Source organism: Acinetobacter tianfuensis, assembly GCF_003611465.1.
Taxonomy (GTDB): domain Bacteria; phylum Pseudomonadota; class Gammaproteobacteria; order Pseudomonadales; family Moraxellaceae; genus Acinetobacter; species Acinetobacter tianfuensis.
In genome coordinates this window covers 1-22,637 of record NZ_RAXV01000016.1, presented here as the reverse complement: position 1 = coordinate 22,637, position 22,637 = coordinate 1, and the positions used below count along the sequence as shown (strand labels likewise).

At 44.7% G+C, this 22,637-nt stretch carries 23 protein-coding genes; 10 read left to right on the top strand and 13 right to left on the bottom strand.

Features of this window, described 5'->3' with window-relative positions:
- Positions 1-26 precede the first annotated feature (26 nt).
- From recD to D7V32_RS08645, 4 genes are all read left to right on the top strand, one after another.
- A complete protein-coding gene (gene recD, locus D7V32_RS08660; protein WP_120402526.1) occupies positions 27-1,736 on the top strand; it encodes an exodeoxyribonuclease V subunit alpha in 1,710 nt (569 codons plus the stop codon).
- A 776-nt stretch (positions 1,737-2,512) separates the two neighbouring features.
- Positions 2,513-2,782: a 30S ribosomal protein S15 gene (gene rpsO, locus D7V32_RS08655; RefSeq protein WP_120402488.1), complete on the top strand. Its 270-nt coding sequence runs from the start codon at positions 2,513-2,515 to the stop codon at positions 2,780-2,782.
- A 257-nt stretch (positions 2,783-3,039) separates the two neighbouring features.
- Positions 3,040-5,127 carry a polyribonucleotide nucleotidyltransferase gene (gene pnp / locus D7V32_RS08650; RefSeq protein ID WP_171407624.1) on the top strand — a complete coding sequence of 696 codons (2,088 nt, stop codon included), beginning with the start codon at positions 3,040-3,042 and terminating at the stop codon, positions 5,125-5,127.
- Positions 5,128-5,267: 140 nt separating this feature from the next.
- Positions 5,268-6,512, top strand: a complete 1,245-nt coding sequence (locus D7V32_RS08645; protein ID WP_120402486.1) for a magnesium transporter CorA family protein — start codon at positions 5,268-5,270, stop codon at positions 6,510-6,512.
- A gap of 42 nt (positions 6,513-6,554) precedes the next feature.
- Here the strand turns inward: D7V32_RS08645 and D7V32_RS17770 are convergent, their stop codons facing one another.
- The 11 genes from D7V32_RS17770 to D7V32_RS08595 all read right to left on the bottom strand — a co-directional run bounded on the left by D7V32_RS17770 (position 6,555) and on the right by D7V32_RS08595 (position 16,256).
- On the bottom strand, positions 6,555-6,746 hold the full coding sequence (locus tag D7V32_RS17770) for a DUF2147 domain-containing protein (protein WP_322898858.1): 192 nt from the start codon (positions 6,744-6,746) through the stop codon (positions 6,555-6,557).
- Positions 6,747-7,004: a DUF2147 domain-containing protein gene (locus D7V32_RS17765; protein ID WP_322898857.1), complete on the bottom strand. Its 258-nt coding sequence runs from the start codon at positions 7,002-7,004 to the stop codon at positions 6,747-6,749. It lies immediately after the preceding gene.
- A gap of 291 nt (positions 7,005-7,295) precedes the next feature.
- On the bottom strand, positions 7,296-7,553 hold the full coding sequence (locus D7V32_RS08635; RefSeq protein WP_120402525.1) for a YdcH family protein: 258 nt from the start codon (positions 7,551-7,553) through the stop codon (positions 7,296-7,298).
- 84 nt (positions 7,554-7,637) lie between these two features.
- Positions 7,638-7,976 carry a chaperone modulator CbpM gene (locus D7V32_RS08630; RefSeq protein WP_120402485.1) on the bottom strand — a complete coding sequence of 113 codons (339 nt, stop codon included), beginning with the start codon at positions 7,974-7,976 and terminating at the stop codon, positions 7,638-7,640.
- Between the two features lie 10 nt (positions 7,977-7,986).
- Positions 7,987-8,955, bottom strand: a complete 969-nt coding sequence (locus tag D7V32_RS08625) for a DnaJ C-terminal domain-containing protein (RefSeq protein WP_120402484.1) — start codon at positions 8,953-8,955, stop codon at positions 7,987-7,989.
- A gap of 141 nt (positions 8,956-9,096) precedes the next feature.
- Complete coding sequence (locus tag D7V32_RS08620; protein ID WP_120402483.1) at positions 9,097-9,558, bottom strand: DUF2147 domain-containing protein; 462 nt, start codon at positions 9,556-9,558, stop codon at positions 9,097-9,099.
- Between the two features lie 176 nt (positions 9,559-9,734).
- Complete coding sequence (locus D7V32_RS08615; RefSeq protein WP_120402482.1) at positions 9,735-10,199, bottom strand: DUF2147 domain-containing protein; 465 nt, start codon at positions 10,197-10,199, stop codon at positions 9,735-9,737.
- A 304-nt stretch (positions 10,200-10,503) separates the two neighbouring features.
- Positions 10,504-10,959, bottom strand: a complete 456-nt coding sequence (locus D7V32_RS08610) for a DUF2147 domain-containing protein (RefSeq protein ID WP_120402481.1) — start codon at positions 10,957-10,959, stop codon at positions 10,504-10,506.
- Between the two features lie 255 nt (positions 10,960-11,214).
- On the bottom strand, positions 11,215-12,090 hold the full coding sequence (gene hslO / locus D7V32_RS08605; protein WP_120402480.1) for an Hsp33 family molecular chaperone HslO: 876 nt from the start codon (positions 12,088-12,090) through the stop codon (positions 11,215-11,217).
- A 50-nt stretch (positions 12,091-12,140) separates the two neighbouring features.
- Complete coding sequence (locus tag D7V32_RS08600; protein ID WP_120402479.1) at positions 12,141-13,994, bottom strand: monovalent cation:proton antiporter-2 (CPA2) family protein; 1,854 nt, start codon at positions 13,992-13,994, stop codon at positions 12,141-12,143.
- A gap of 39 nt (positions 13,995-14,033) precedes the next feature.
- A complete protein-coding gene (locus D7V32_RS08595; protein ID WP_120402478.1) occupies positions 14,034-16,256 on the bottom strand; it encodes a primosomal protein N' in 2,223 nt (740 codons plus the stop codon).
- A 149-nt stretch (positions 16,257-16,405) separates the two neighbouring features.
- On the opposite strand from D7V32_RS08595, the gene gspF reads away from it, so the two are divergent.
- The 4 genes from gspF to D7V32_RS08575 all read left to right on the top strand — a co-directional run bounded on the left by gspF (position 16,406) and on the right by D7V32_RS08575 (position 19,233).
- Complete coding sequence (gspF, locus tag D7V32_RS08590; RefSeq protein ID WP_120402477.1) at positions 16,406-17,611, top strand: type II secretion system inner membrane protein GspF; 1,206 nt, start codon at positions 16,406-16,408, stop codon at positions 17,609-17,611.
- Between the two features lie 40 nt (positions 17,612-17,651).
- Positions 17,652-18,089, top strand: a complete 438-nt coding sequence (gene gspG, locus D7V32_RS08585; protein WP_120402476.1) for a type II secretion system major pseudopilin GspG — start codon at positions 17,652-17,654, stop codon at positions 18,087-18,089.
- Between the two features lie 284 nt (positions 18,090-18,373).
- A complete protein-coding gene (locus D7V32_RS08580; RefSeq protein WP_120402475.1) occupies positions 18,374-18,709 on the top strand; it encodes a hypothetical protein in 336 nt (111 codons plus the stop codon).
- Between the two features lie 185 nt (positions 18,710-18,894).
- Entirely contained in the window at positions 18,895-19,233 is a 339-nt protein-coding gene (locus D7V32_RS08575) for a tRNA-binding protein (protein WP_120402474.1), read from the top strand.
- Between the two features lie 59 nt (positions 19,234-19,292).
- Here the strand turns inward: D7V32_RS08575 and lnt are convergent, their stop codons facing one another.
- Together lnt and D7V32_RS08565 are read right to left on the bottom strand one after the other, a co-directional pair.
- Positions 19,293-20,852: an apolipoprotein N-acyltransferase gene (lnt, locus tag D7V32_RS08570; protein WP_120402473.1), complete on the bottom strand. Its 1,560-nt coding sequence runs from the start codon at positions 20,850-20,852 to the stop codon at positions 19,293-19,295.
- Entirely contained in the window at positions 20,849-21,688 is an 840-nt protein-coding gene (locus tag D7V32_RS08565) for an HlyC/CorC family transporter (RefSeq protein WP_120402472.1), read from the bottom strand. The genes lnt and D7V32_RS08565 overlap by 4 nt, the downstream gene beginning before the upstream one ends.
- Positions 21,689-22,024: 336 nt before the next feature.
- Between D7V32_RS08565 and tusA the strand changes: the two genes are divergently transcribed.
- Both tusA and D7V32_RS08555 read left to right on the top strand, forming a co-directional pair.
- Positions 22,025-22,282 (top strand): sulfurtransferase TusA, encoded by a 258-nt coding sequence (gene tusA / locus D7V32_RS08560; protein ID WP_120402471.1) that lies wholly within the window; start codon positions 22,025-22,027, stop codon positions 22,280-22,282.
- A 146-nt stretch (positions 22,283-22,428) separates the two neighbouring features.
- Positions 22,429-22,637, top strand: a 209-nt coding sequence (locus tag D7V32_RS08555) for a hypothetical protein (protein ID WP_147394214.1), incomplete at its 3' end; no start/stop codon positions are given.

Genomic DNA, 22,637 nt, shown 5'->3' with positions numbered 1-22,637 from the left:
TGGAAAATGATCAAAACCGCTTGCTGATGCAGGGCTGGATCAATTATCTATCTGTACAGCATATTCCGCCTGAATCACGTGAGCAGGCTGCAGCGCTGATACAGCAAGTTTTTCAGGCCATTGAGCAAGGTGACAGCTGTGTGCCTTGCAGCTGGCAGGAGGCACAGCAGCTGCAAACGCTTGCAGTACAGGTGCAGGATGAAAACCCGCCAATTGCGCCCTTTATACATGATGCGCAGTATTTATATCTGTACCGTTATTGGCTGCAGGAACAGCAGCTGGCGCAGCATGCGGCGCGTCTCAAACGGCAGCCCATCCAGCCAATTGCGCTAACTGAACAGCACGAAGCTTTATTGGAAGATCCTCAGCAAAAACAAGCGATGCAAATGGTCACCTCAGAGGCGCTCAGCATCATTACTGGCGGTCCGGGAACAGGCAAGACTTATACTTTGGCGCGGATTATTGCTGTTTTGAATCAGGCGCTGCCAGATATTCGGATTGCTATGGCGGCGCCGACAGGAAAGGCTGCTCAGCGGATGAAAGAAGCGCTGCAGAATTCCTTTGATGATCGGAAGTTAGCAAGTTTAGTCAGTGATGATTTAAAGCGTTTAACCCCGATTACGATTCACCGTTTGCTGGGGTTGGGGGAAACGCAGCAGCCGCGTTTTCATGCGAAGCGTCCGCTGCCTTTTGATGTCATTGTTGTCGATGAAGCATCGATGCTGGATTTAAGTTTGGCGCAAATGTTATTTGCCGCCGTTGCGCCACAAACCCGCTTAATTTTATTGGGTGATGCCAATCAGCTGGCATCTGTGGATGTCGGCTCTGTACTGGCAGACTTGCAGCAGGTTGCAGGTTTAGCCAAGAACACTGTCAATTTAGTCACCAGCCGCCGTTTTGACGGTGAACAGCTGATTGGACGCATGGCTGCTTTTATTCAGGCCAATGACCGCAGTGAGGGGGTGCTGGAGCGTTTTGAACAGCAGATTGCTGCAGCATCAGTTATACAGGCTGTGCCTTTAACAACAGAACTGCAGAATGTCATTCAGCTGCAGTATTTGCCTGAACAGGAGAAAGAAATTAGCGCTGCACAGTGGGCTGCGTATTATGATCAGCTAATGCTCGGATTTTCAGGCTATGCAGCTGCATTGCGGCGCTATTTGGAAAAAGGCCATTTTGATGAAATTGAAGATGTGATGATGCATTTTGATGACTACCGTATTTTAAGCGCAATCCGTCATGGCAATTTAGGTCTGCATGTGCTGAATGAACAAATTGAACTGCGCTTGCTGCAAGCCACACAGCAAATCAAGCTGGGAGAATGGTATGCAGGCAGGCCAGTGATGATGAGCTATAACGATTATCAGCTGGGGCTGTCAAACGGCGATGTCGGTATTTGTTTCAAGCAGAAGCAGCAAGGACGGGAAATTTTTGCGGTTTATTTTCCGAGTTTAAAAAAATGGGTGCCGGCAGCCCGATTGCCGAAAAGCATTCAGACTGCTTATGCCATGACGATTCATAAATCACAGGGCTCGGAATTTAGCCATACGGCTGTGGTGCTGGACGCATATGCCCAGCAGCTTTTAAGTAAGGAATTGATTTATACAGCAATTACTCGTGCAAAGAAGGCGGTGAGTTTATTGGCGGCCCGCTCATCTTTATCCGCTGCAATGAGTGTGAGGACACGCCGTCAAAGCGGTTTAGCTTATAAATTGGCCAAAGCGATCAATTTGTGATGACTGAAACGTTCTTAATTTTGTACGAAATATCTTACATTGATTCGAGAAATTGACGCATAGAGCTTTGCAGCTCTTTTTGAGAAGATGGCTTCGAACAATAAAACACTCAACATGGAAGGTTGGGTAAAATCGCATAAATATAACAATAACGTCGTGAAGACAGCGAACTTACAGTGAAGTAAGTAAAGAGGAAACTTACAGCCGCTAAGCCTTGCAGTTTTGGGAGAGACTGCAGGGCTTTTTTATTTTTTGGTGAAAATTAAAATATTTGAAGCTGAACGTATTATGTACGATATAGCTTACATATAGTTCAGACAAATGCGACTTTTTTCACAATCGGAATATGACAAAATCTACCACATAAGGAAGTACAGCTTAAAACATGGAATGTTTGGCATAACAGACGCCGTAAAGGCGCAAATAAAACTATAAATAATAAAACTATAATGAAAAAAGAAGAAACTACAGCGCAAAAAAAGCCAGAGCTCTGCTCGGGCTTTTTTCTATGTAAAATTTGCAATGTTGATCTGTTTTTTAATGCGGTCTGTTCAGCCGGCAGCAGCGGATTCAGCTGCTCGGCTGTTTTAACTCCTGAAAATAAAACTGTCTAAACCATAAGCAGGATGATGCTGCAGTTTGCTGCGATCTTTTTTGCAATCGAGCCTGTTTTCGCTTAGAATGTTGGACTTGCTGTAGTGATGCACGGCAGTCAGCTGAGCGATTGGCTGATTCGTATCAAAATGTATTTAATCTAAGCATCTCGGAGAAATCGAATGGCTTTAACTAACGCAGATCGCGCAGAGATCGTTGCAAAATTCGCTCGCGCTGAAAACGACACTGGTTCACCAGAAGTTCAAGTAGCTCTTTTAACTGCTCAAATCAATGACTTGCAAGGTCACTTCAAAGAGCACAAACACGACCACCATAGCCGTCGTGGTCTTATCCGTATGGTTAACCAGCGTCGTAAGCTTCTTGACTACCTAAATGGTAAAGACCACGGTCGTTATGTTGCATTGATCGGTGCTTTAGGTTTACGTCGTTAATTCGATTTAAACTTTTATTTTCGGGTTTATTGCATGGTTAATGCTTTATTACTGAAAACTAAAGTCAGCTTAGCTTTTTGCTAAGCCTGAGAAGGGGCGATGATTCGCTCCTTCTTTGCGTTTAAAATTCGTGTTTCTAGTGAGGTCGGCTTCTAAGCTTTGTCATTTACTCAATCAAATTTGGTTGTGAATGCCAAACCTTAGGGGTCTCCACTAGAATAATTGTTCAAAAGAACGAGGAAAAAAAATACATGTCTATGTTTAATATTGTTCGTAAAGAATTCCAATTCGGTCAGCACAATGTCGTGCTTGAAACCGGCCGCGTTGCGCGTCAAGCAAACACAGTTGTCATCACAATGGGCGGCGTGCAGGTGCTTGTTGCTGTTGTTGCGCAGCCTAAAGCAAAAGCAGGTCAAGACTTCTTCCCATTGACTGTTAACTACCAAGAAAAACAATATGCTGCTGGCCGTATTCCTGGCGGTTATGGCAAACGTGAAGGCCGTGCGTCTGAAGCTGAAACTCTCATTTCACGTTTAATCGACCGTCCAATCCGTCCGTTGTTCCCAGAAGGTTACTTCAACGAAATCCAAGTTACAGCGACGGTTATTTCTTCTGACAAAACAATGGATGCTGACATTGCTGCAATGTTAGGTACATCTGCTGCGCTTTCTATCGCAGGTACTCCTTTCCGCGGTCCAATCGGCGGCGCACGTGTTGGTTTAATCAACGGTGAATATATTCTTAACCCGAACCACGAACAGCTGAAAGAATCTGACCTTGACCTAGTGGTTGCAGGTACTGAATCTGCAGTGCTTATGGTTGAATCTGAAGCGAAAGAACTTTCAGAAGACCAAATGCTTGGCGCTGTATTGTTCGGTCATGACGAAATGCAAATCGCGATCCAAGCGATCAAAGAATTTGCAGCTGCTGCTGGCGCAGTTGAGTCAACTTGGGTTGCTCCAGTTAAAAACGAAGAACTTCTTGCTAAGCTGAAAGAAGCATTCGAAGCGAAAATCTCTGACGCGTACACCATTGCAGTTAAGCAAGACCGCTATGCAGCGCTTGATGCACTTCACGCTGAAGCCGTTGCGCAGTTTGTTCCTGAAGAAGACGAAACTGGCATTGCTGATGAAGTAAACGAATTATTCGAAGACCTCAAATACCGTACAGTACGTGACAACATCTTATCTGGTAAGCCGCGTATTGATGGCCGTGATACGAAAACTGTCCGCGCAATCGACGTTCAAGTTGGCGTTTTAGGCCGCGCTCACGGTTCTGCATTGTTCACACGCGGTGAAACTCAGGCGTTGGTAACAACCACTTTGGGTAATACGCGTGATGCGTTGATGGTGGATACGCTTGCAGGTACGAAAACTGATAACTTCATGCTTCACTACAACTTCCCTGCATACTCTGTAGGTGAAACTGGCCGTGAATCTGGTCCTAAACGCCGTGAAATCGGTCATGGCCGTCTAGCGCGCCGCGGTGTTCAAGCAGTTCTTCCTGCAGCTGACCGCTTCCCGTACGTGATCCGTATCGTATCGGATATTACAGAATCTAACGGTTCATCTTCAATGGCTTCTGTATGCGGTGCTTCTCTATCACTGATGGATGCAGGTGTTCCGCTTAAAGCGCCAGTTGCGGGTATCGCAATGGGTCTAGTAAAAGAAGGCGAGCGTTTCGCAGTTCTTTCTGACATCTTGGGTGACGAAGATCACCTTGGCGACATGGACTTTAAAGTAGCAGGTTCTGCAAACGGTATTACTGCACTTCAAATGGACATCAAGATTGAAGGGATCACTGAAGAGATCATGGAGTCTGCATTGAACCAAGCGTATGCTGGCCGTATGCACATCTTGAACGAAATGAACCAAGTCATTTCACGCGCCCGTCCTGAAATTTCTATGCACGCGCCGACATTCCAAGTAATCAACATCAACCCAGACAAGATCCGTGATGTCATCGGTAAAGGCGGCGCAACAATTCGCGCAATCACTGAAGAAACTAAAGCGGCAATCGATATCGAAGATAACGGTACAGTTCGCGTATTCGGTGAAACGAAAGCTGCTGCGATGGCTGCTGTTGCAAAAATCCAAGCGCTTACTGCTGAGATCGAACCAGGTACAATCTATACAGGTAAAGTAATCCGTATCGTTGAATTCGGCGCGTTCGTAAACATCCTTCCAGGTACAGATGGTCTACTTCACATCTCTCAAATCTCAAACGAGCGCATTGCGAACGTTTCAGATGTATTGACTGAAGGTCAAGAATTGAAAGTACAAGTTGCGGATGTAGACAACCGCGGCCGTATCAAACTGACAATGAAAGACATCGAACAAGCTTAATGTTGGCTGGCAGATTCACATGAGTCCGCTCTTGTGAATTTGTATATTCAAAAGCCCTGTGCATTGCCAATCGACTTTGGCTTGCTCAGGGCTTTTTTTATGGCATGATGCAAATCATCAGACAAAATAATAATTGAATTATGCAAAGCTATTATTTTTATCTTCATCCGGAAGCGCAGCATATTTTTGTTCAAAAACAAAAACTGCAGGATGCTGAGCCAGAGTTTATTTGGCTGGATTGTACACGTGAAGATGTGGTCAATCGGCCAGAGCAATGGCAGCAAGAGGTATTTAATACGGCTCAGCTGTGGCTGAATGAATACCATTTGAGAGATATTTTAAATTTAGATCATCCTTGCGCATTTGATACTCTAGATGATTATGACCTGCTGATTTTCCGCAAGCTGATTACGCCTGATGATGAGATTAAGCTGGACAGCAGCGCTGTAGAAAAACATGAGCGCATGTTCGGTTTGGCAACAACGCCAATCAGCTTTATTTTAACCCCGCAGCTGCTGATCACGGTGAGGGAACAGGGCAATAAAGACATTGAGCGTTATCTGCAGCGTATCGAAACGGTGCTGACGCGTTCTATCGATGAACATCATAAACCGCGTAAATTGCCGTCTACTCCTTTGGATTTATCGCTGCGTTTATTAAATACAATGGTCGATGGCTATTTGGACCTGCGTGTGCCTTTAACTAAACGGGTTGAATACTGGCAGCAAGAGCTGCTGCAGGGGCATCGCCGTTTTACTAAGTGGCATCAGCTGCTGCAAGAGAATATGGCTTTTCAGCAGGTTGAAAACTTGTGTGAAGAACAAATTGAAACCATGCAGGAACTGCGTGATGAAATTGTCGATAACTACTCGCATCTTAAAGGTAAGAAACGCAGTGAAAAGCAAGACATCATGCTGGTCCGGGTGGATGATTTAAGCAGCCATATTGAACGGATTCAGAAACATACCACTCGGCTGCGCGGCGCTGTACAGGCGGCAATTGATTTGCATTTTTCAGCAGTAGCGAATCAGACCAATGAAAACATGCGTATTTTAGCGATTATCACGGCTATTTTTGCTCCGCTGACCTTGTTGACAGGAATCTATGGCATGAACTTTGAATTTATCCCCGGCCTGAAGTCGCCAACGGGTTTCTGGATCATGCTGGCGATTATGTGCATGACAACATTATTGCTGCTTTATTATTTCTACCGCCGCCATTTGGTCGGCCGCGGCGAAAGAAGTGTGATTGATATGCTGGCGCAGCAGCAAGGTGATCAGCATATGAATTTATTGTGGTTTATGGATTATGAGCCGATTAAAGCAACTGTGAAGGGAACCAAAAAAACCTTAAAAGAAATTGAAAAACTGACCACAAGGCCATAATTACTGCTGTCAGTTCTGTTTTCGTGGTTGAAATTGAAAAGGTTAATCAGCTCGGATCCAAGTTGTGCTTCGGCCAAGTACTGATACATCAATATAGCCGCGCATGGTTAGTCTTTTGCCAGATGGGTTTAATTTGGCTTTGCCTTTGTAAACATTGCCAGATAGCGGGTCTAGAACCGTGCCGCCGATAAATTCGTTGTCATGTTTAGGGTCAGCTTTGAACCCTTTTAAAATTTAGAGTCCGACTAATTTTGTATTTTTAAGCGGACCTTTACATTTTTCACACATAGATATCAAAGGTTTATATGGCAGCGGGCGGATGGCTGTAATTTTCCCTGTATAGCTTCCATCACTGTTTTTACTGATCGTGACATCCCCCCGAGAGTCGCCTGTCTGTTCGTCAATAGTTTTCCAAACACCGACAATGTCGTTGGCATAAAGTGAACCGCTGAAACAGAGCAGCGTACAAAATATGAATTTGTTGAATCGCATAATAAGTTTCCTGAAGCTTTTTTGTTGTGAAATTTAATATGCACTTGTATTTGAGCGTCTTTTATTGGTTTTTCAGTAAACAATGATGTTTTTTGCCAGGTTAAAAACTTTTTCTATATTTATTTCATCGGCAATAAAGGCTTATTGTTTGGCGCTCAAGCAAGCGAGCTGAAATACACAGTATTTACAATTGTAAAAACTGTTGAAATGTATCTATTTGAGCCGCTATGAATGGAACAAAATGATCAAGTCTCTTAATGTGCGGGATACATTTAATTCATCGGACGCAAATTAGTCTTTAACATGATTGTTTTTTAGTAAGCGGTACATTTCATCCTTGAGTTTGAGCTTTTTCCGCTTGAGTATTTCAATGTCCTCATGCAGATGATTAAGCGGATCAAGCTCTAATTGTCCGATGGTCTTATCAAGCTCATCATGCTGTTCAAACATGCTGGCAAAATGAGGGTTTTCGTTTCTTAACTCTTGAATTTGATCTCTAAATTCAGGAAACATATTTTTAACTTTCTTATTGCAGTCTTTGGTTTTCATAGCGTTAAACTGTGCTCCATAATCAATAAAAAGCCGCTGCTCCCCAGTATTTTTCAATGCAGGGAAGCAGGCCAGTATTGTTATTTAGTGAGATTGAAAGTGCTGGTGTTTTACTTGTTTGCGCAGCTGCTGGACTTCGTCTATTAAGTCCATCATCATGGCTACAGCGGTAAAGCTGGCATTAAAGTCTCTTTGCAGACGGTAGGCGCGGCGCGCACGGGAAATATCTTCACCAAAAAACTGATGTATGCGTTCATCAGGCCTGTCTTGCAAAATATCGTATTCCAGCAGCTGCAGCACCCATTCTGGACTTTGTCCGCAAGCTTCAGCAAAATGATTTAAGTCGAAGGTGTGCTGTTCATCAACGACTTCAGTGTGATTATGGCCATTGCAGACAATTTCACGATAATGAATAGTTGTCATATTCTTCTCCTTAGGATTGCCGTGGCTTAAATTGGCTAAATGATTCTGCAAATGCCTGATAAGCCTGTTTTTCTTTTTCACTATGCGGGACTGGCAGTACAATATTCAGTACTAAATACAAATGCCCCGGCACTTTATTCGGGATACCTTTTTCTTTTAAACGCAACTGCTGGCCTGTATGTGAATTGGCCGGCAAATGAACTTGAACTGCGCTGCCATCAGGCAAGTGAACTTCAATACTTTGCCCTAAGGCTGCCTCCCATGGGCTAATATCTACATTGAAGTAAACATCTGCGCCATCTACACGGTAACGGTGGGTTGCAGGGTAGTGAACCTGAATATACAAATCACCATTTTCTCCGCCATTGATTCCTGCCTGACCCTGACCATTTAAACGGATTTGCTGTCCGTCTTTCAGACCTTTTGGAATCTTTACTTCTAATATTTTACGCTGTACTTCAGGCTCGCCATAGTTATTATACGTTGGGATTTGTAAGGTAATTTTCTGTATTCCGCCGTGATAGGCAAGGTTTAAATCAGCCTCAATACTGGCGTGCTGATCTTCACCTTTAAAGCGCTGCTGTCTGTACTGACGCTGCTGCCCGCCGCCAAATCCAGAGCCAAAACGGCCAAATAGGTCTTCAAAACCTTGAAAATCTGTTTGTTCATGCTGTCCGCCATTTTGACGGTAAAATGCAGCGTCATCAAAGCCGCCGCGGCTGCCGTGTCCGCCTGAAAAATGAGTAAACTCTTCAGGGTGATCGAGCTGGAAGTCATATTCTTTTTTCTTAGTCTCATCACTTAAAGTGTCATAAGCAACATTAATTTCTTGCATCCGTGTTTCAGCATCCGCTTCTTTGCTAATGTCCGGATGGTATTTACGCGCTAATTTGCGGTATGCTTTTTTTATCTGCTCGGAGGTGGAATCTCTGTTCACCCCAAGAATTTCATAGTAATTTTTTTTAGTACTATTCGGCATGGTTACTGTATATAATTTGATCGTATTTGGATTGATATTATGATGATCAGAACAATTCGGCTGTGATTATTTACGCCATATTGTTTCAATTTATGACAATAAAAAAAGCCTCCGAAGAGGCTTTGAAATTTAGCAATAAAATCAGTATTTTACCCAAGTAACGCTGCGGCCAATAACCGATACGCCAATATAGCCGCGCAGTGTCAAACGTTTTCCTGACGCATTTAAGCGCGCTTTGCCGCGATAAACTCGGCCGCCAATTGGATCAAGCACTTTGCCGTCGATATACAACAGAGGATTGGCTTTGTCTTCCTTAAAACCCCAGATAAAAGGCAGGCCGATAAATGGTTTACCTTTTAGATGGCCGGGACAGTTTGAGCAAATGCCCATTTTTTCTGTGCCTGGAATATTGCGGGTTTCCACAATAATGCCTTCATAGGTGCCATCCGGCTTCTTTTTAATCTCTACATCTGCACGGGAGTAGCCTGTGCGGTCATCAATGGTTTTCCATTTGCCCACCAGCGGGTCACTTTCAGCGGCGAAGCCGAAAGAAGTGATCAGAGATAAAACCAATCCGGTCAGTAGTCCTTTATACGCTGTCATAGGCTGTCCTTAATGTGAGCAGTTCTAAATTTTAGAGCAGATAGTCTAATTGTAAAGTATTTAAAAAACAATGAGATATATTGTTAAATGTTTCACATAAACACCATCATAATGTTATGCAGGTTGAAGATTGCAATAAAACAATAAGGTTAAAAAAAGCCCCGAAGGGCTCATAATTAATCTTTGACCCAAGTGATATTTCGGCCAACAGCAGCGCCTTGCTGGCTGCTGTAAATAATTAAATGTTTGCCGTTATTCATGAGCCTAGCGCGGGCGTTATAGTGCTGCCCAGACTTTGGATCAAGTAAATTGCCGCCCGCAAACTCTTTATTATTGCCCGGATTTGCTGTGAGGCCAGTCAGTGTGGTTAATCCAACAAGCGGGGTGTTCTTTTGAGCGCCTTCGCATTTTTCACACAGCGTCATTTCACTTGCGCCAGGAATGCTGCGTGTACTGATAATTGTCGCTGAATATTGATTATCTTTATTTTTACGGATGACAACATCTGACAATGAGTAGCCTGTACGGTCATCAATCGTTTTCCACGTGCCAACCAGAGGATCTGATGCAGCAGCGGAGGTTAATGTGCTTAAGGCTGTGCCAAGACTAAAAAGAACTGCAGAAAAGAGCGTATTTTTCATAAAAATGGAGCCTGATTTTTGGAGAGAATAATGTCCTTAAAATAAGGACATAAAAAAAGTATGGAATTAATATAAGGGAAAAGCAGCATCATTGGCTAGCTTAAAAAAACAAAAAAAGATAATAAAATTCAGATAAATAGTGAATTAATATATAAAAGCATGAGGAAGTGGAGACTTGGTCTCATTAAGAGTAAACACTCTAGGGCATCGGAAAGTGCAGAATAGATGCTGCTGGATTTTACTGTGCAGATTCTGGAGTTGCCTGCACAGTAAATACGGTCTTTTTTATGATTTATATGTGCTGTTAATTAACCCGTATCCAAGAAACGGTACGGCCCAGCAATGTTGTTCCTAAATAGCCGCGCAGTGTCAGCACGTTGCCGCGGCTATTCAGCTGGCCTTTTCCTTGATAGACATTGCCAGTGAGCGGGTCAATGACTTTTCCATCGATGTATTCATGCTGATTGTTATCACTTTGATGGAAACCTGAAAAAATCTGCAGGCCAATCAGCGGTGCGTCTTTTAATTTACCGTTACATTTTTCACAGCGGCTGATTGCAGGGCGGTTAGGAATGGCATGGACCTTAACAATTTTTCCAGCGTAGCTGCCATCCTTAAGTTTGTTGATTTGCACCTCGGCGCGGGCATAGCCAGTTTTGTCGTCAATGGTTTTCCAGCGTCCAGCTAAATCTGCGGCGGCAGCGTCAAAGAAACAGCTGATGGATAGCGCGATTGCTCCAAAAATTATTTTCTTATTCATATGTAAATCCGATACGTATATGCGTCATTTTTTATTGATTTAAACAGGCGATTTTTCATTTTTTGTACCTGTCCGCCGCAGAGTGTACAAGATCAAAAGCAAAGCGCAAGCGCAGTTCATCGTATTTTAATTTCAGGCTTTATCGGCTGAGTTGAATAGCCCTATCTCATTTCAGAGCATTGATAGGCTGAATGAGTGCCGTAATTCAGATATAAAAAAAGCATCCATATGGATGCTTTTCCAGAACGGTAAGATTTAGCTCAGATGCTCACCAAATAAGCCAAGGGCTTCTTCGGCTGTAAATTCGTAATGGCTGTTGCAGAATTGACAGTCCATGCCAATCGGGTTTTGTGATTCAAGTGTTTCACGTACTGCCGCTGCGCCAATTTGAATCAGTGCATCTGCACAGCGCTGTTTAGAGCAGGTGCAGCCAAATTTCAGTATTTCAGCTTCAGGTAAGCGTACGTCTTCTTCGTTGTATAAACGGTACAGAATTTCGTTCGCTTCTAAATTTGTCAGTTCTTCTGCTTTTAATGTTTCAGTGAGCATCGTCAGGCGAGGCCACAGGTCTTCGTCGACACGTTTTTGTTCTTCTTCACTGTTGCGGGGCAAAAGCTGAATCAGGATACCGCCTGAACGCTGCTGGCTGCTGGCAAGCACGATACGGGTTGGAATTTGTGCAGATAGGTCATAATACTGCATGAGACAGCCTGCTAAGGTCGGTTTGTCGAGCGGTACAATGCCTTGATAGCGCTCGCCAAATTCAGGCTCGATGTTAATAAATAACACTGGATTCACTAAGGTCTGCAATACTGTGCTGCTATCTGTTGCTTGTGTGAAGTGAGGATCTTCTTCGTAGTCTGCCAATGCGCGGACTTCACCTAAATGGTTGCATTCTGCCATTCCCCATTTAAATGTCCCTGCTGCTTGGATTTGCAAGCTGATACGGCCTTTAATTTTTAAAGTGCTGGCCAGCAGTGCAGTCGCGCTGAGCATTTCACCCAATAAAATTTTAATTGCAGGTGCATAGTCGCGCTGTGCAAGAATGGTTTGCAATGCGTCTTCAAGATGCACGACTTCACCGCGGACAGGGCTGTCTTCAATAAAAAAGCGTTGACGTAAATCAGGCATAAAATTCTCCATAACCCTGCTTTAATGGTGCCAATATTGTAAAACACAAGTCATTTCAGTTCATCCTTTTCGTCACGGGCCACATCAATGCGGCTGCGCTGCAGGCCCCGCTGTAAATCCACACCAGCCGGCTCTTGGCGGATCTGCATGTCGCTGGCAAATAAATGTTCCAGCTCAGCTAAAGCATTACGGTGTGTTTCATAGACTTTCTGTTCATCCGTATAGATGTGCTGCTGCTGTTCCAGCAGTTTTTCATCATAGCTGCGGAACAGCTCAATGCTCTTATAAGCATCTTCTTCACTGATGCCGACATCGCGCAGCATGCGGTAGGCCATGCCTAAAGAGGATAAATAGGTTTCCCGCCAAATATGCTCAACACCTAAGTCGCGCAGCAAATGCACATGATGGCGGTCCCGTGCGCGCACCAGCATTTTCAGGTTTGGATAATTCAGCCGGATGTGGCGCGCAACATTCATTGAATCTTCAATATCATCAATCGCTAAAATAAAGACCTGCGCATGTTCAATACCGGCAGCCCGCAAGATATCCGGCTGCACAGCATCGCCATAATAGAGCTTGCCGCCATAATTGCGTACAAAATCAACTTTATCTAAATTGCTGTCAATTGCGGTAAAGGGCAGGTGCTGCAGATGCGCAACACGGGCAATAATTTGTCCAAAACGGCCAAAGCCTGCAATGATCAGCGGATGGCGCTGGTCGGGGATATCATCATATTCTGGCATGGCGGTTTTGTTGAATAAGCGCGGCAGAATTTGTGTACTCATGAGCCAGTACAGGATTGGTGTCAGCACCATAGACAGCGTCACAATTAAAGTCAGCGGTTCCATAATGGCTTGGCCGATCACTTTTTCACTGTGCGCCACATTAAGAACGACAAAAGCAAATTCACCGCCTTGCGCCAAGCAGGTTGCCAGCATCAGGCTGTTTTGCCATGAGTATTTTAGATAGCGCGCAATCGCCGCCATACTGATCATTTTCACCAGCAGTAAAATCAGCGCGCCGCCAATGATCAGCCAAGGCATCTCGATAAATAAAGACAGCTGAGTGGTCATGCCGACGGTCATAAAGAATAAACCCAGCAGCAAGCCCTTGAATGGCGCAATGCTGGCTTCAAGCTCATGGCGGAATTCAGAGTCTGCCAGCAGCACCCCAGTTAAAAATGCGCCGAGCGTTGTGCTGATGCCCAGTACATCCATTAAGCAGACCACAGCCAATACAATGAATAGGCCGACTGCGGTGATCAGCTCGTGCGCGCCGCTTTTGGCAACAAAGCGGAAAAAGGGGCGCATCAGATAGCGGCTAAATAGATAGAGTCCAGTAAAGGTGGCCACAATGGCTGCAAAATAGGCGATGCCATGATGGGGGGATTCTGTGCCTGCAAGCATCGGAATAATGGCCAGCAGCGGAATAGCCGCCATATCCTGAAACAGCAAAATAGAGAAAGACTGCTGGCCGTAGGTGGTATTCAGCTGTTGTTTTTCAGTCAGCAGCTGCAGGACAAAGGCCGTTGAAGAAAGCGCTAGGGCAAAACCAATCACAAGGCTGGCTGCAATGCCCTGCTGCAAGGCAATAAAGCTGATCACAGCTAATACCAGTCCGCTGATACCGACTTGCAGGCTGCCCATGCCAAAGATAGATGAGCGCATGGACCATAAGCGCTGCGGCCGAAGTTCTAAGCCAATGAGGAACATGAGCAGAATCACGCCAAACTCAGCTAACTCCTGAATAGCTTCCGGATCGCTGGCAATATTAAATACGCTGGGCCCAAGCAAAATGCCTGTCATCAGATAGCCCAAAACTGTGGCAATGCCGAAACGTTTCAGCAAAGGCACCAGCAGTAAAGATGCGCCGAGAAAAACAGTAATCTGCAGCAGTAAAGACATGTGTCCGTCCTAGTCTTAATGATTTTATACAGGCAGCTGTCAGCTTAATTCCTGCGGATCAATATCCAGCGTGAGCTTCATGCTGGAAGGTTTTGAATGCAGCATATTTTGCCACCAATTGCGGATATAAAAATGCAATCTTGCGCGGTCTGGCGACAATAGCGCCATATGAGATTGGTAACGGCCGGCTTTGCGTTCCATTGGCGCTGGAATTGGCCCCCAGATATCGACATTCAACTCGGCGCTTTGCCTCAGCAGCTGCGCATGATGCTGTAAGAAATCAGTATTCAGCTGCTGTTCCTTCGATTCACAGCGGATGAGCGCTGCATAGCGAAATGGGGGCATCATGGCTGCTTGTCTTTCTTTTAGGGTTTGCTTGGCAAACTGGCGGTAATCTTCCTTCACTAATGTATTTAGCAAAGGATGATCAGGCCGCAGTGTTTGCAGGTAGACATCGCCTTTGCGTTCACCGCGTCCAGCGCGTCCAGCCACTTGAACCACCAGCTGCGCAGTACGTTCAGTTGCGCGGAAATCTACACTGAGCAGGCCTGAATCGATATCTAAAATAGCGACTAAAGTGACATAGGGGAAGTGATGCCCTTTGGCCAGCATTTGTGTGCCAAGCAGAATAGCTGGCTCACTTTGCTGAATTTTGTCATAAATTTTTTGCCAGCTCCCAACGCGGCTGGTTGAGTCGCGGTCTACACGAATGACATCAAAGTCAGGAAAGAGTTCATTCAGATGTTCTTCAACCTTCGCCGTGCCCATGCCTAAAGGTTTGAGTTCTTTATGCGCACACTGCGGGCAGTGCTCAGGCATGCGGTGAATGGTGCCGCAGTGGTGACAGTGCAAATGCTGGTACGGTGTGCGGTGTACGGTAAAGTTGGCATCGCAGTGCGGGCATTTGGCTTGCCATGCACAGCTTTCGCAAATGAGTACAGGCGCATAGCCGCGGCGGTTTAAAAAGACCAAGACCTGCTCTTTTTTTTCTAGCCGTTTTTTCATTTCTTCCAGCAGGCTTTCGCTGATGCCGTGCTGTTTCTTTGCGATTTTTAAATCCAAAAGATGAATTTTAGGCATCAGGGCAGCGCCCGCCCGCTGGTTCAGCTCTAGTACACGCATTTTGCCATGCTGCACGAGCGCATAACTGTCGATACTGGGTGTAGCTGAACCTAAGATGACAGGGCATTGCTCAAGATGGCCGCGATATAGTGCAACATCACGCGCATGGTAGCGGAAACCTTCTTGCTGCTTAAAAGACAGGTCGTGTTCTTCATCTAAGATAATCAAGCCTAAATTTGGCATTGGTGTCAAAATGGCTGAGCGTGTGCCCAGCACAATTGAAGCTTTGCCTGTTTCAGCGGCTTGCCAAGCCTGCAAACGCTTGCTGTCATTCAGACCTGAATGCAGCAGCGCAATATTGCAATGAAAACGGGACTGGAAACGGCTGACCGTTTGCGGAGTCAGGCCAATTTCTGGGACCAGCACCAAAACTTGTTTGCCTTGTTTCAGCACCTCTTGCATCACTTGCAAATAGACTTCGGTTTTACCGCTTCCAGTCAAGCCATCCAGTAAAAAGGCCTGATATTTACCGCGTGTTTTGACAATGCTGTTAATCGCATGTTTTTGCTCTTCATTTGCAGTTAACGGCATTTGCGCCAAACTGACGGGCATGGGGCTGAAGTCTTGCGTTTCCAAAACACAGGTACAGATTTCTTTCTTTTCCAGCGCCTTTAACGTTGCTGTTTCAACACCAGCTAAATTTAGAATATTTTCAGAAGTGCCTGAAGGATGCAGCTTTAAAATTTTATAGGCTTCCTGCTGGCGTTCGGAGCGTTTGACTTTAGCTTCGGCATTGTCATCCAGCAATTTCCACATGCGCGCCAGCAGGTTATAGGGTTTGCCTTGACGCAGCAGTGCAGGCAAAGCGCTATGTACAACTTCGCCAATCGGAAATTGATAATATTGCGCTGCCCATGTCACTAAAGTTAAAACTTTAGGGCTTAAAATGGCGCGCTCATCCAGCAGTTCTGTGATTGCTTTTAACTTTATGCTGGGATCAAGCGGTGCATCAGGCGCAAGTTTTTCCATTATTACGCCAACCAGATGCTGCCGGCCAAAAGATACGGCAACGCGTGCGCCTGCTTCTGCTTGCTGATATTGTTCTGCGCTCAGGCTGTAGTCAAAACAGTCATGCAGATAGACAGGAACAGCAACGCGGACGCGGTAAATCGGCGCTGAATTGGAGTTTGAAGCTTGCATAAAAAGGCAGTTTGGTCCTGATTAAATTTCGTCGTGATCGAAAAGCAATTGTGTTAGAGTGAGCAAATAATTTATATCTAGAATATGAATGATTTTAAGGGTTGGGCGCAACTGCGCTGACAGATTTTTGGAAAAATTAGAGCATAACAATGCCAGCATATCAGTTTACCGCCATAGATGCTTCAGGGAAGCCGCAGAAGGGTGTGCTTGAAGGGGATTCAGCCCGTCAAATCCGGCAGCAGCTGCGGGATAAAGCCTTAATTCCTGTCTCGGTTGATCCTGTCGAGCAAAAAGAAAAACATGCTCAGTCTGGCTGGTTTCAAAAAGGGATCAACTCTTACGATTTAGCGCTGATGACACGCCAGCTTTCGGTTTTAGTCGCAGCCGCGATTCCATTGGAAGAAGCGATTCGCGCTGTCGGTAAGCAAAGTGAAAAAGCCCATGTGCAAAACCTTTTAATGTCAGTGCGTTCCAAAGTATTAGAAGGGCATTCTTTAGCGAATGGCCTGCAGCAGTCTGGGCGGTTTCCTGAATTGTATATTGCAACCATTGCTGCAGGTGAGCGTTCAGGGCATTTGGATCTGATTTTAGATCAGCTGGCGGATTACACCGAAAACCGCTTTGCCATGCAAAAGAAAATCCAAGGGGCAATGATTTATCCCATTATTTTAATGCTGATGTCTTTTGCAATTGTGATGGGACTGATGACTTACGTTGTACCTGATATTGTGAAAACGTTTGATCAGGACAAAGCGGCGCTGCCGTGGATTACAGTTGCTTTAATGAAGGCCAGTGATTTTATCCGCGCAGCATGGCCTTTTGTTTTGGCAGGCGGCGCTTTTGCGATATTTTTACTTATCCGTTTTTTAAGGACTGCAGCTGGGCATTATGCGTTTGACCGTTTAACGCTGAAACTGCCTTTATTCGGCAAGCTGTCACGCGGTATTAATGCGGCGCGTTTTGCCAGTACACTGTCTATTTTGACCAAGTCTGGCGTGCCTTTAGTCGATGCTTTAAAAATTGGCGCGGCGGTCAGCAATAACTGGATTATTCGTGATTCAGTCAATGTTGCGGCAGAGAAAGTGACTGAAGGCGGTAACCTCGCAACCCAGCTGGAGCGAAGTAGTTATTTTCCGCCAATGATGGTACAAATGATCCGAAGCGGTGAATCTTCAGGGGAATTGGACCGCATGCTGGAACGTGCATCTGTGATGCAGGACAGAGAAGTGACTACCCTTATTTCAACATTATTGGCGCTGCTTGAGCCGCTGATGCTGGTGCTGATGGCCAGTATTGTGCTGGTCATTGTCATCGCCGTAATGCTGCCAATTGTTAATATGAATAATATGATTTAAAACATTTCACACTGCGAATGAAGTAGACGAGAGTAAATACATGCAAGCTAAAGGATTAAATAGAAAACAAGCGGGTTTTACCCTGATTGAAGTCATGGTCGTGATTGTTATTTTAGGTGTACTGGCAGCGCTGATTGTGCCGAATGTTATGGGGCGCGGTGAAAAGGCCAAAGTTGATACTACGCAAATTACACTTAAAAGTGTTTCAGGCGCTTTGGATCAGTACAAAATGGATAATGGAAAATATCCTTCAATGCAGGATGGCGGTTTAGGCGCATTGGTGAATAAACCTGAATCTGCGAAAAATTGGCTGCCGGGCGGTTATGTCAAAGGCGGCTATCCAAAAGACAGTTGGGATAATGACGTACAATATGTGATTCCAGGGACAGAAGGCCGTCCATTTGATTTATATTCATTTGGTGCAGACGGGCAGTCTGGCGGTGAAGGAAATGACGCTGATATCTATTATCAGCATTAATTGAGAATCATTATAATCTGTTGTTTATAGATTAAATCGCTTCGAGTCATTGCTTATATCAATACTGCTCGAAGCGATAATTATTATTAATAACAAAGAAATATATAAGTGTTTGAATTTTAATAAATAGATATGATTTATTTTGTTTGAGATTTATAATAAGAATTATTCCCAAAACTATTGATTACAATTATCGTAAAATATGAATAAATGTAGGCTTTTATTTTAAATCAAAGCTTGCATAATATCTCTTATGGCACTGAATGAAGTCAGAGGAGAGCAGTATGAAAGCATTAATACTTACGGATGAAATTAACCAATTTCATTGGTCTATGCTTAAATCTGTGATTTTGATTTTAAGCCTATTGCCAATGAGCCAAGGTATTTTGCATGTTTGGCAAAGCACAGAAGGCAGCAGTCAGATTGTGGTGGGTTTCTTTGCAATTAGCATGATGAGTTCTTTGCTGGCCTTAAGTTTCTGGTCTGCACTGCAGGCGACGGTGCTTAAATTAAAGCAGCAGCGCAGTACACCTTTAGAAAAGGGCATTGTGAACGTGTACCGTTATTTACCGATGCTGTCACTGGCGGTAATGCTGTCTTATTTAGCCGTTCAATTTTAAAATCGAATATCTTTAAAAGACCGAGCATGATGACTCGGTTTTTTTAGGTCTGTATTTCGTGTGGCATTTTGTCTATTTCACAGGATGACTTGTCTGTTTCGGCATATGCGCACCGTACTGAATCTGCATAGAATCGATGAGTAATTTAAAGATGAATTTAAAACAATAAGCAGAGGTGAAAAGCAGTGGATCAGATTGAGTGGCAGGATTTTATTAAAGTTGAATTGCGGGTGGGCCAAATTGTAAGGGCAGAAGTATTTGAGCAAGCGAGAAAACCTGCCTATATTTTACATGTCGATTTTGGCCCTGAACTTGGCGTGAAGAAATCCAGTGCGCAAATTACACAGTTATATACACCTGAAAGTTTGCTGGGCAAACAGGTTGTGGCCGTGCTGAATTTTCCGAAAAAGCAAATAGGCCCTATACAGTCAGAATGTTTGGTCACAGGTTTTCATAATGAAGCAGGGCATGTGGCACTCTGTGTGCCAGACATGGAAGTGCCATTAGGGACAAAACTGCTTTAAAACAAAAACCGAGCCTAGGCTCGGTTTTTGTTGATGTGATTTAGCATTCGGATGCTGTTCTAACGGCGTGATTTGAAGCTGACATCAACTTTGCGCGGACGGTACATCCAGCCCAAGGCCAATAAGAAAAGCGAGAAGCCTAAGATTGGCCAGTCACTTAAGCGCATATAGAGTGTTTCGCCTTGCATGGCAGGCAGGTCGCCGCGCAGTACAGCGGTTTTATCCATTGGCGCTTGTTTCACGATATGGCCATTGTGATCAATAAAGGCTGTTACGCCAGTATTGGTTGCGCGGATAAACCAGCGCCCGTTTTCCTTAGCGCGCATTTGTACCATTTGCAGATGCTGCAATGGGCCTGCTGTGCCTGTAAACCATGCATCATTGGACACGGTCACTAAGAAGTCGCTTTGCTGAGCATTGCGGCGTGTGAGGTTAGGGTAAGCCACTTCATAGCAAATGGCTGCGCCTAAGGGGTGACTCTTAATATCTAATGGCTTTTGATCCTTTGCGCCGCGGCTGAAGCCGCTCATAGACGGATCATTTTGCAAAGCAGGAAGCACCCAGCTGAGCAAGCCTGATAATGGAATGTATTCGCCAAAAGGCACCAAACGCTGTTTCTTATATAAGCCAGATGCGTCTTCACCCGTTGCCATAATACTGTTGTAGTACATTGGATGCTGAGCACGTTCAGATTCAGGCAAGTCCCAATAAGGAATGCCTGTGACCCATGCAGTGCCAGTTTTCTGCGCTTGCGCCTTCATGGCATCTAAAAATGGCTCGATATCTGTTTGGAACATAGGAATAGATGATTCTGGCCAAACAATCAGATCACGGCCCCATTCGCTGCGGCTCAGTTCGGCATAGATCATGAGGGTTTTGACTTGGTATTCGGTCAGCCATTTTAAATCTTGCGGGATGTTGCCTTGGATTAAGGAAACAGACAGCGGCTTATCCGCTTTTTGCTCGACAAAATGCAGCTGTGAGGCTCCCCATGCGCCCAGCAGCAAGACTGCTGAAGGAATTGCCCAAAATATACGCCTACGCAAAATTTCGACCAGTGCGCAGGCTAGGATAATCGCTACAAATGACACGCCGAATACGCCAAATAGCGGCGCATAGCTGTCTAGGTAACGCTCAGTGAATGCATAGCCTGCAAATAGCCACGGGAAACCGGTGAATACCCAAGTTTTAGCCCATTCAAACAGCACCCAAAGCGGTGTAAAGGTCAGCGGTGTTTCAGGGAAAAAGCGGCGGTAGAGCCAAGTTTGCACTGCTGAAAAAAGGCCCATCACCAAAGCCATGACCGCAATCATCAGCACACTGAGTACAGCGCTGGTATCGCCATAGACATGAATGGAGGTGTAGAGCCAAAAAGCGCCAACAAACCATAAGCCAATGCCATAGGACCAGCCAATGGCAAACGCCTGTTTTGCGCTGCGCTTATGCAGGCAGGCATACAGCAGTGCTGGAGAAAGGATTGCCAGCCACCAGTAGTGGTAAGGCGCAAGTGCAAAGCTGAAAATTGCGCCTGCCAGCAGCGCAATGAACAGCGGGTAAATCAACGGAAGCTGCTTTTGTTGTTCTGAAGGGGTTAACAGCTTCTGAAAATAGGTTCTCATTTACGGACAGCTCGGATCAGATGAATAGTGCGGGCATCTGCTTCCAAAATGGTGAACTCCCAATTTTCAAGCTCAATCACTTGTCCTTGCAAATCACTGACTAAACCAATTTCCTGAAGCAGCAGGCCGCCTACAGTTTCCACTTCATCATCTGAAAAATCAGCATCTAAAACATTGTTAAAGTGTTCAATTGGTGTAAGCGCTTGAACCAGCCAAGTATTTGCTGTTTTAGGGTCGGCATCTGGAACAATATAGTCTGCTTCTTCATCCAGATTGTCGTGTTCATCTTCAATTTCTCCGACAATTTCTTCCAAAATATCTTCTAAAGTGACTAAACCTGACGTTGTACCATATTCATCAATAACCACTGCAATATGTGTCTGGGTATTTTTCAGCATACGCAGCACCTGATCTGAACGCGCGCTTTCAGGCACGAACAGCGGCTGACGCATTAGCGCACGAATATCTACTTTGGCAGAAGGTTCAGTGAGGAAGGGCAACAAGTCTTTTGCCAGTAAGATACCGACAACGTTGTCAGGCTGATCTGCAGAGAATACAGGGAAGCGTGAATGTGCTGATTCGATCAGCACATGCAGGATATCCAGCAATTCATCATTTTCCTGCAAGCTGATCATTGCAGTACGCGGTGTCATCACTTCGCGGATTTTTGTCGCAGGAAGGTCAAAAACGCCTTCAATCATTGCGACAGTATCGGGTTCTAAGAAACGACGTGAATCTTGTACTAATTTTAACAGTTCGTCGCGTGTCTCTGGTGCAGTGCCTAGCCATTTACGTAAGCCGCGCATGCCCCACGACGGGCCTGATTCCTCGTGCATGATCTTTCCTGAAGACTCTTAATATCTAAAAAAAACGTGATTTCATCATACCGTAGAAAATACAGTTGTCTATGCATATTCCTTGCGATTTTAGAATGGTGAGGTCAAATTTTACAGCATGGTTACATGCAGCTAGGATGCTGAAAAATAGTAAAGAATAGCAGCAAAATGGGCGCTTAATTGCGCGGATAAACGCCTTGAGGCTGAAACGAACTGCTTTGAAATGAAAGATGGCCTGCTGGATCAGGCATACTCCTTCGGTGTCCAATAGACCGCATGCTGGAATTTTATTGGGCTATGTTAAACTAGGCCAGTTTTATTATTTAGAGTCCTGCAATGTCTGATTCAGCCATTACGCCAAGTATCCAGTTAAATACCCGCGGTTTACGCTGCCCTGAGCCTGTGATGATGCTTCATCAGGCGATCCGTAAATCAAAGTCAGGGGATGTTGTTGAAGTATTTGCAACGGATAATTCGACATCGTGGGATATTCCAAAATTCTGTATGCACTTAGGGCATGAGCTGCTGCTGCAAGAAGAAAAACTGGATGAGAATGGCAATAAAGAGTTTCGTTACTTAGTGCAGAAAGGCTAAAGTTTTTGAGTAATTTAATAATTTGTTTTTATAATGATTTTTAAATCAGATACATTTTTATTTGCATAAGAGCTAGTTTAAGTTGGCGCTAGCTCTTAGAATATTGCCGATTAAATATACAAAAATAATTCGAAAAGATTGAAATAATGCTAAATACGATTGTTAAAATTTTAGAACAATTGGGTTTGTCTGCCCAAAAACGCGCCATACATGTGCAATTTTCCAATCCTGCTTTGAATGAAGAACTCTTTATTCAGCGTATTGATGGTGAGCATGGCTTAAACCAAGGCGTGCAGGCAACCCTGATTTGCCTTTCCACCAATGCACTCATTCCGCTGAAACAATTTATTGGTAC

Coding starts and splice junctions, on each gene's coding strand:
- recD (WP_120402526.1), top strand. CDS start 27: ATGCAGGGCTGGATCAATTATCTATCTGTACAGCATATTCCGCCTGAA.
- rpsO (WP_120402488.1), top strand. CDS start 2,513: ATGGCTTTAACTAACGCAGATCGCGCAGAGATCGTTGCAAAATTCGCT.
- pnp (WP_171407624.1), top strand. CDS start 3,040: ATGTTTAATATTGTTCGTAAAGAATTCCAATTCGGTCAGCACAATGTC.
- D7V32_RS08645 (WP_120402486.1), top strand. CDS start 5,268: ATGCAAAGCTATTATTTTTATCTTCATCCGGAAGCGCAGCATATTTTT.
- D7V32_RS17765 (WP_322898857.1), bottom strand. CDS start 7,004: ATGCGATTCAACAAATTCATATTTTGTACGCTGCTCTGTTTCAGCGGT.
- D7V32_RS08635 (WP_120402525.1), bottom strand. CDS start 7,553: ATGAAAACCAAAGACTGCAATAAGAAAGTTAAAAATATGTTTCCTGAA.
- D7V32_RS08630 (WP_120402485.1), bottom strand. CDS start 7,976: ATGACAACTATTCATTATCGTGAAATTGTCTGCAATGGCCATAATCAC.
- D7V32_RS08625 (WP_120402484.1), bottom strand. CDS start 8,955: ATGCCGAATAGTACTAAAAAAAATTACTATGAAATTCTTGGGGTGAAC.
- D7V32_RS08620 (WP_120402483.1), bottom strand. CDS start 9,558: ATGACAGCGTATAAAGGACTACTGACCGGATTGGTTTTATCTCTGATC.
- D7V32_RS08615 (WP_120402482.1), bottom strand. CDS start 10,199: ATGAAAAATACGCTCTTTTCTGCAGTTCTTTTTAGTCTTGGCACAGCC.
- D7V32_RS08610 (WP_120402481.1), bottom strand. CDS start 10,959: ATGAATAAGAAAATAATTTTTGGAGCAATCGCGCTATCCATCAGCTGT.
- hslO (WP_120402480.1), bottom strand. CDS start 12,090: ATGCCTGATTTACGTCAACGCTTTTTTATTGAAGACAGCCCTGTCCGC.
- D7V32_RS08600 (WP_120402479.1), bottom strand. CDS start 13,994: ATGTCTTTACTGCTGCAGATTACTGTTTTTCTCGGCGCATCTTTACTG.
- D7V32_RS08595 (WP_120402478.1), bottom strand. CDS start 16,256: ATGCAAGCTTCAAACTCCAATTCAGCGCCGATTTACCGCGTCCGCGTT.
- gspF (WP_120402477.1), top strand. CDS start 16,406: ATGCCAGCATATCAGTTTACCGCCATAGATGCTTCAGGGAAGCCGCAG.
- gspG (WP_120402476.1), top strand. CDS start 17,652: ATGCAAGCTAAAGGATTAAATAGAAAACAAGCGGGTTTTACCCTGATT.
- D7V32_RS08580 (WP_120402475.1), top strand. CDS start 18,374: ATGAAAGCATTAATACTTACGGATGAAATTAACCAATTTCATTGGTCT.
- lnt (WP_120402473.1), bottom strand. CDS start 20,852: ATGAGAACCTATTTTCAGAAGCTGTTAACCCCTTCAGAACAACAAAAG.
- D7V32_RS08565 (WP_120402472.1), bottom strand. CDS start 21,688: ATGCACGAGGAATCAGGCCCGTCGTGGGGCATGCGCGGCTTACGTAAA.
- tusA (WP_120402471.1), top strand. CDS start 22,025: ATGTCTGATTCAGCCATTACGCCAAGTATCCAGTTAAATACCCGCGGT.